This is a genomic window from Roseobacter sp. HKCCA0434 (genome assembly GCF_032464675.1).
In the GTDB taxonomy this organism is placed as follows: domain Bacteria; phylum Pseudomonadota; class Alphaproteobacteria; order Rhodobacterales; family Rhodobacteraceae; genus Pontivivens.
The window spans coordinates 1-7,842 of sequence record NZ_JAWDKL010000048.1; the positions used below are offsets into that span (position 1 = coordinate 1).

The 7,842-nt window shown below is 70.5% G+C and carries 6 protein-coding genes; 3 read left to right on the forward strand and 3 right to left on the reverse strand.

Features of this window, described 5'->3' with window-relative positions; translation table 11 throughout:
* Nucleotides 1-391: hypothetical protein (locus tag RX333_RS17030; RefSeq protein WP_316016162.1), on the reverse strand; the 391-nt coding region annotated here is incomplete at its 3' end.
* Nucleotides 392-889: 498 nt separating this feature from the next.
* Between RX333_RS17030 and RX333_RS17035 the strand changes: the two genes are divergently transcribed.
* Complete coding sequence (locus tag RX333_RS17035) at nt 890-3,865, forward strand: Rne/Rng family ribonuclease (RefSeq protein ID WP_316016163.1); 2,976 nt, start codon at nt 890-892, stop codon at nt 3,863-3,865.
* A 138-nt stretch (nt 3,866-4,003) separates the two neighbouring features.
* Entirely contained in the window at nt 4,004-4,882 is an 879-nt protein-coding gene (locus tag RX333_RS17040; RefSeq protein ID WP_316016164.1) for a hypothetical protein, read from the forward strand.
* Nucleotides 4,883-4,887: 5 nt separating this feature from the next.
* On the opposite strand, the gene RX333_RS17045 is transcribed toward RX333_RS17040, so the two are convergent.
* Both RX333_RS17045 and RX333_RS17050 read right to left on the reverse strand, forming a co-directional pair.
* On the reverse strand, nt 4,888-5,466 hold the full coding sequence (locus tag RX333_RS17045; protein ID WP_316016165.1) for a hypothetical protein: 579 nt from the start codon (nt 5,464-5,466) through the stop codon (nt 4,888-4,890).
* 42 nt (nt 5,467-5,508) lie between these two features.
* Entirely contained in the window at nt 5,509-6,654 is a 1,146-nt protein-coding gene (locus tag RX333_RS17050; protein ID WP_316016166.1) for a pyridoxal phosphate-dependent aminotransferase, read from the reverse strand.
* A gap of 90 nt (nt 6,655-6,744) precedes the next feature.
* Here RX333_RS17050 and RX333_RS17055 point away from each other — a divergent pair.
* The coding region (locus RX333_RS17055) for a M48 family metalloprotease (protein ID WP_316016167.1) at nt 6,745-7,842 on the forward strand (1,098 nt) is incomplete at its 3' end.

Below are 7,842 nucleotides of genomic sequence, written 5' to 3' on the forward strand. Positions count from 1 at the left end.
CCGCGGCGAAGGCCAGCACCAGATCCGCCCCGCCATCGACACGCGCGCGCATCTCCGCCGTCTCGAAGGTGAGCGCCCGGCCCGCGCGCAGCTGCAACGACGCGGTGCCGTCCGGTTGCGCCACCAGCCGCGCGGCCTCGATCACCACACCGGGCGCGAAGGCGGGCGGCGCATCGGTGGCCACCCCCTCCAGCCGCACGGCGATACGGCCCTCGGCCCCTGCCGATCCGTCGATCGCGAAGGGAACCGGGGCACTCAGCCCCAGCGTCACGGTGGTGGTGCGCCACAGCCAGCCCTCGGTCACGCTCTCGACCGTTTCGAGCACCGCCTGCGCCCGCACGGGGGCGACAAGCACCATCAGGACCGCGAGCGCGCGGAGGATCGTCTTCATGCAAAAGTCCTGCCCGAGTGGTATGCGGGGCCGGTGTCCGGCCTCTCGTTGCGGTGCAGCGTATCATCGCGCACGGGGCGGGGACAAAAACAAATTGTAATCCACCGCCCTCCACCCCTATATCTGGACCGTGCACGACCCCCGATTGCGGGTCGTGATGCGACAGAATTTGTCGCACCGGCTCCTCTCGCCGCACGATCCTCCCTGCAAGACAACGGGTGGACGGCGGGTTTCGACAGACCGGGCGACAGGCGCGACAGCGCCGCCCCGAAGATGCCGGGAAACCGGCCAGTAACAGGGCCGTGCCGCCCGATTCGGCGCAACGGCCCAGGACAGTAGAACCGCGATGAAACGCGACGAGGCACGAGTGACAGGCGGATTGCGCGGTGGAAACCCGCCCCCTGCCCCATGCCACGCCCCCATCGCCCCCAATGAAAGTGCGCCCCCCGGCCGCGCGGACCCCGTCCGCCGCGGGCGCAGGCGTATTGCAGAGTATCAATGCCCAAGAAAATGCTCATCGACGCGACCCATTCCGAGGAAACACGGGTCGTCGTCGTCGATGGAAACAAGGTCGAGGAATTCGATTTCGAGAGCCTGAACAAGCGTCAGCTCTCCGGCAACATCTACCTGGCCAAGATCACGCGGGTCGAACCCTCGCTGCAGGCCGCCTTCGTCGATTACGGCGGCAACCGCCACGGCTTCCTCGCCTTCTCCGAGATCCACCCGGACTACTACCAGATCCCCGTCGCCGACCGCGAGGCCCTGCTGGCCGAGCAGGAGGCCGAGGAACAGGCGATGCGCGCCGCCGAGGACGAGGACGCGAAGCCCAAGCGCTCCCGCTCGCGCAGCCGCTCGCGCAGCCAGGCTGCCCGTGACGGCGCGCCGCAGGACGAGACGACGACCGCCGAGCTGCCGCCCAACGAGACGGCCGAGCCGGTGGAGAAGCCCGTCGACGGCGACGGCGACATCGCCGCGATCGCCGATGCCGTGACCGATCCCTCTGCGGACGTGACCGCCCCCGTCGATGCCGCGATCAACGAGATGACTCCCGGTGCCGCCACCGGCGTCGGCCTGCCCGAGGAAGCCGCCCGCGGCGGCGTGCAGGAGCCGATGCTCGAAGGCGACGGCCCGGACGTGACCTCCGGCCTCGGTGAGGCCGCCGACCTCGTGGACACGCCCGAGGGCGACACCCCCACCGTGCGCGACACCGACGACCTGACCGCCGACCCGGCGGATGCCGATGCCGATGCCGACCCCGAGGATGCGGGCGACGACGGCAGCGACGAGGCCGAGGTCGAGCAGGTGCGCCGCGACAACCGCCGCCGCCCCAAGCCGCGCCGCTACAAGATCCAGGAGGTCGTGAAGGTCCGCCAGATCATGCTGGTGCAGGTCGTGAAGGAGGAGCGCGGCAACAAGGGCGCCGCGCTGACCACCTATCTCAGCCTCGCGGGCCGCTACTGCGTCCTGATGCCCAACACCGCGCGCGGCGGCGGCATCTCCCGCAAGATCACCAACGCGACCGACCGCAAGAAGCTCAAGGAGATCGCGGGCGAGATCGAGGTGCCGAAAGGTGCCGGCCTCATCATCCGCACCGCGGGGGCCAAGCGTACCCGCACCGAGATCAAGCGCGACTACGAATACCTCATCCGCCAGTGGGAGCAGATCCGCGACCTGACGATGAAATCCATCGCGCCGACGCCGATCTACGAGGAAGGCAGCCTCATCAAGCGCTCGATCCGCGATCTCTACAGCCGCGACATCGACGAGGTGCATGTCGAGGGCGGCGCGGGCTACCGCGAGGCAAAGGATTACATGCGGATGCTGATGCCGAGCCACGCGAAGAACGTGAAGCTCTATCAGGATCCGGTCAGCCTGTTCGGCCGCTATCAGGTCGAAAGCTATCTGGGCCAGATGTTCAACCCGACCGTGCAGCTGAAATCCGGCGGCTACATCGTCATCGGGGTGACCGAGGCGCTGGTCGCGGTGGATGTGAACTCGGGCCGCTCGACCAAGGAAGGCTCGATCGAGGACACCGCGCTCAAGACCAATCTGGAGGCCGCGGACGAGGTGGCCCGCCAGCTGCGCCTGCGCGACCTCGCCGGGCTGATCGTCATCGACTTCATCGACATGGACGAGCGCAAGAACAACGCCGCCGTGGAAAAGCGGATGAAGGACGCGCTGAAGAACGACCGCGCGCGCATCCAGGTCGGGCGCATCTCCTCCTTCGGCCTGATGGAGATGAGCCGCCAGCGCCTGCGCCCCGGCATGCTGGAGGCGTCGACCCAGCCCTGCCCGCATTGCCACGGCACCGGCCTCGTCCGCTCCAATGACAGCCTGGGCCTGTCGATCATCCGCGAGCTGGAGGAGGAAGGCGTCCGCCAGCGCTGCAAGGAGATCGTTCTGACCGCCCCGGTCGATGTCGCCAACTACCTGCTGAACGTGAAGCGCGAGCATATCGCGATGATCGAGCAGCGCTACGGCATCGCCATCCAGATCAACGGCGACCCGCATCTGATCAGCCCCGAATACAAGATGGAGCGGTTCAAGACCGCGAGTCGCACCGTGATCGCCGACCCGAACGCGGGCGTGATCCAGGTGGACGGGCTCGACCTCGACGCCATCCAGGATGCGCAGGCCGCCGAGGAGGCGGAGGAGGACGATCGCGTCGACGCGGTCGCCGAGTCCGAGGGCGAGGACGATCAGCCCAAGAAGAAGAAGCGCCGCCGCTCGCGCCGCCGCGGCGGCCGGGGCCGCAACGGCAATGGCAACGATGCGGAGAACGGCGAGGATAACGGCGACGACGACAGCCGCGCCGAAGCCGACGACGCGAAGGGCGGCACGCGCTCCGGCGGCGGATCGCAGGGCGGTTCCGGCGACGGTGGCGACGACGCCGAGGACAAGCCGAAGTCCCGCTCCCGCTCGCGGTCACGCAGCCGGAAGAAGTCCGAGGACACGGATGGCGACGCGAGCCCGGCAGATGCCGCCGTGACCGCATCGACCGAGACGGACGGCGTCGCGACCGACAGTGCCGAGGCGCAGACACCGCCGACCGCCCCGGTCGCCGACGCGCCCGCCGAGGACAAGCCCAAGTCCCGCTCCCGCCGCAAGCCGGAGACCGAGCTCGCCCCCGAGGACGAGGTCGTCGAGGGCGGCGAGGTCGCGGCGGAGATGAGCCGCGAGGCCCCGCTCGACGCCGTGATCTCGGAAGAGACGCCCGGTGCCGCCGTCGACGCGATCCCCGACGCGCAGCCCGAGGTCCCCAGCGGCCCCGCGGCGGAGGTGATGCCCGGCATGACCGAGCCCGAGGAGGTCGCGACCGCGCCCGAGGAACCGGCGGCCGAGGAAACCCCGGCCGATCCCAAGACCGAGGAGCCCGTCTCGGCCAGCGACGAGACCGTGGGCGAGACCACCGACGAGGCTGAGGACGACAAGCCGAAGAAACGCGGCTGGTGGGCGCGCACCATCGGCGGCTGATCCACCGCTTCGATCCCTTGCAACGGCCCTCGCATCGCGGGGGCCGTTCGCCTTTGACGCGAGGGCAACTCGCCCTGCCTCACTCCTGCCAAGATGCTGCGATCATATCGGGCGGCACCACCAAGAGACCCGAGCCCCGTGACCGACCTGTTCCTGACGCTGTTCCACCTGCCGCCCCTGCAATACTGGGCGGGGGTCGCCCTGCTCGTCCTCGTGGGCGCGATCCTCGCCCTGCCCGGCCGGTCGCGGCGCGGGCGGCTGGGGCGCGTGGGATATTTCGCCATCCTGATCGTTGCCCTCCTCCTGATCTGGCTGCCGAGCGTGGCGCTCGACGCGACGCCGGTCCTGCTCGCCTCGGGACTGTTCGACGCGGGTGTCATCGCCGGGATCGTCAGCCTGCTGATGGCGGGCGCTCTGCTCTACCGCGCCAGCGAGGCGCGCGCGCGCGATCTCGGCGCGCCGCGGTCGCGTGCCTGGCTGGGTCTGATCCCCGGCTTCAACCTGCTGCTTGTCCTGCTGCCGCCCCGCGCGCCCGAGGAGGGCACCCGCCCCGGCCTGCGCCGCAGCGCCCATCCCGCCGCCGTGGCCATCGGCCTCGCCGTGCTGTTGCTGGTCTACATCGCCGACCTCGCGCTCGCCGGACGGCGGGCCGCCCCGGATTACTACGGCCCGGACCGCGCGCTTTACGAGCGGATCCACCTCGCGGGCGGCATGCCGCATTACATGGCGCTGTCGGCGGGCGAGTATCAGCACCAGCTGCCCTACAGCATCGACCGGACCACCACCCTGACCGCCGTGCACGCGCAGGGTGCAACGCTGACCTTCGACTTCGCCGTGCAGGAGGAGATCATTATCGACGAGGCGCGCATGTCCGAGGATATCCGCAACACCGTCTGCGCCACGGGCAACTATGCCGGAGCGGTCGCGCGCGGCGGCGTCGTCGCCTATCGCTACTCGACCACCAGCGGGCGACAGCTGTTCCATACCGAGGTATCGTCGGGCGACTGCGCGGGCTGAGCGTATCAGCAGGCCTCGAAATAGTCCTCGCGCGGGATGAAGCGGACCAGCTGCGCGGCCTCGGCCCAGCCGATGTCGCGTCCCTGCCCGATCATCACCACCGATTGCGCGGGCAGCTTGGCCGCCCCGATCAGGTCGCGCACGGCGCGGCGCTGCTCTGACCAGCTGGCATGGACCTCCGGCTCCGCCCCCGCCGCGCGGAAATCGCGCCCGGCCACCGCCGACAGCTCGGCCCGGAACGCCTCCGGCACCCCGCCCGAGGGGCTGAGCGCCACGAGATCCGTGCGCACGATCCCCGCCAGCTTCTCCCGCACCGGCGCGGGCATCTCCAGCTCGCGCCGCAGCTTCAGGTGCAGGCCTTCGCAGGTGAACAGGAACGCCGTCACGTCGCGCCCGCCGCCCAGAAGGATCGAGCGGTATTGCGGGAAGCTCAAGCCAAGCTCGCGCGCGCGGGCCATGCGGGTGCGCACCATCTCGATCGGCATGCGCTCGCCCACCAGCTCGGCCCGCGCGCGGGTCCAGCAATGGCGGGCCCAGGCGTTGGCGCTTTCGGGCGGGCGGTTATGTCCGATACCGGCGGTCATGGGGCGAGCATGCGCCCGCGCCGCCCCGCTGGCAAGCCCGACTCAACCGCTCCCGAGCCGTGCCATGAACCGCGCGATGCGCGCCGCCCCCTCCTCCATCGCCGCGGTGGGCCCGGCATAGGAGAATCGCACCGTCTCGTGCCCGCGCACCGGATCGAAGTCGAGACCGGGGGTCGCGGCGACACCTTCCTCGGCCAGCAGCCGCGCGGTGAACTCCCGCGCATCGAGCCCCGTATGCGCGATGTTGGCATAGATGTAGAACGCCCCGTCGGGCGGCGCGATGTCGCGCAGCCCGGCCTTGGGCAACGCGTCGAGCAGCAGCGCCCGGTTCGCGGCATAGACGGCGCGGTTCGCCTCCAGCTCCTCCCCCGCATCCATCGCGTGCAGCGCCGCGATCTGGCTGGCATGGGAGGGGCAGATGAACAGGTTCTGCGCCAGCCGCTCCATCACCCGCACATGGCTTTCGGGCACCACCATCCAGCCGATGCGCCAGCCGGTCATCGAGAAATACTTGGAGAAGGAGTTGATGACGATCACCTCGTCCGTCAGCTCCAGCGCGCTGACCGCGCGGCTGCCATAGTCGATGCCGTGATAGATCTCGTCGGAGATCAGCGCCACGTCGCGCGCGGCACAAGCCTCCACCAGCGCCGACAGCGCTGCACGGTCGAGCATCGAGCCGGTGGGGTTGGCCGGGCTCGCCACCAACAGCCCCTCCATGTCGCGCACGTCGCCGGGCGTCGGCTGGAAGCGGTTGTCGATCGTGCCCTCGATGCGCACGGGGGTCAGGTCCAGCGCCTTGAGGATGTTGCGATAGCTCGGATAGCCCGGATCGGCGATGCCCACGCGCTGCCCTGCGTCGAAGAGGCCGAGGAAGGACAGCAGGAAGCCCGCGGACGACCCCGCCGTCACCACCACCCGCGCGGGGTCGAGGTCGACGCCGTAGACCTCCCCGTAATGCCGCGCGATCCGCGCGCGAAGGCTCGGCAGCCCCAGCGCGACCGTGTAGCCGAGCGGCCCGGCCTCCATCGCCTGCGCCAGCCCCTGTCGCGCCAGCGCGGGGGCGGGCGTGCCGGGCTGGCCCACCTCCATGTGGATGACGTCGCGGCCCGCCTCCTCGGCCGCGCGGGCGGCCTCCATCACGTCCATCACGATGAAGCTATCCACGCTGCCGCGGCTTGATGTGCGCATATGCTGCCCCTAGGCTTCGGCTTCCTGTCCGGGGGCGTTGTCGCGAGGCGCGCGCCCGCGGTCAAGCGTGGCGTGAGGGGGATGACCGGCGTGAAACGGCTGATCGCAATTCTGGCGGCGATGCTGATCGCCGCGCAGGCGCAGGCGCAGGGCCTGATCCGCGATGCGGAGATCGAGGCGACGCTCGAAACCCTGCTCGACCCGCTGGTCGCGGCGGCGGGCCTGCCGCGCGGCAGCGTCGATGTCTACATCGTCAACGACCGGGAGATGAACGCCTTCGTCACCCCCGGCAACAACATGTTCATCCATGCAGGGCTGGTGCAGCGACTGGACAGCGCCGACATGCTGCAGGCGGTCATGGCGCATGAGCTGGGGCACATCGTCAGCGGCCATATCGCGCAGCGCACCGTGCAGGGCGCCAGCGCGCAGCGCGGCAGCATCGCGGGCCTGCTCCTGGGCATCGCCGTGACCGCCGCCGGCGCGCCCGAGGCCGGGATCGCCATCGCGCACGGCAGCCAGGGCGTCGCGCGGCGCGGTGCGCTCGCCTTCTCCCGCGGGCAGGAGGCGGGGGCGGACCAGAGCTCGCTCACCATCCTCGAACGCGCGGGCATCGACCCCGGCGCCGCCCTGCGCACGCTGGGCCTCTTCCGCGGGCAGGAGCTGTTGTCGAGCGCCCAGCTCGACCCCTACACGCTGACCCACCCGCTCTCCTCCCAGCGCTACGAGCTGCTGGAGCGGCGGGCCGACAATTCCGCCCTGCGCGGGCGTCCGGTGCCACCGGCACTGGCCGAGGCCTATGCACGGATGCAGGCGAAATTCGACGGGTTCCTGCGCGCGCCCTCCTCTGCCATCGCGCGGGTCGAGGGGCGACAGGACATGGCCGCCCGCATCCAGCGCGCCATCGGTCTGCACCGCCTGCCCTCGCCGCAGCAATCCATCGCCGAGATCGACGCGGCCATCGCCATCGAGCCGAACAATCCCTGGCTGCACGAGCTCAAAGGCCAGTTCCTCTACGAAAGCGGCAACGCCGCCGCCGCCGTGCCCTCCTACCGCCGCGCCCTGCAACTCGCCCCCGGTGCAGCACTGGTGCGCGCGGGGCTGGGCCAGTCGCTGCTGGCGCTGAACCAGGACGCCGCCACGCGCGAGGCGCTGGGCCATCTGAGCGCCGCGCGCGACGAGGTGGCGGGC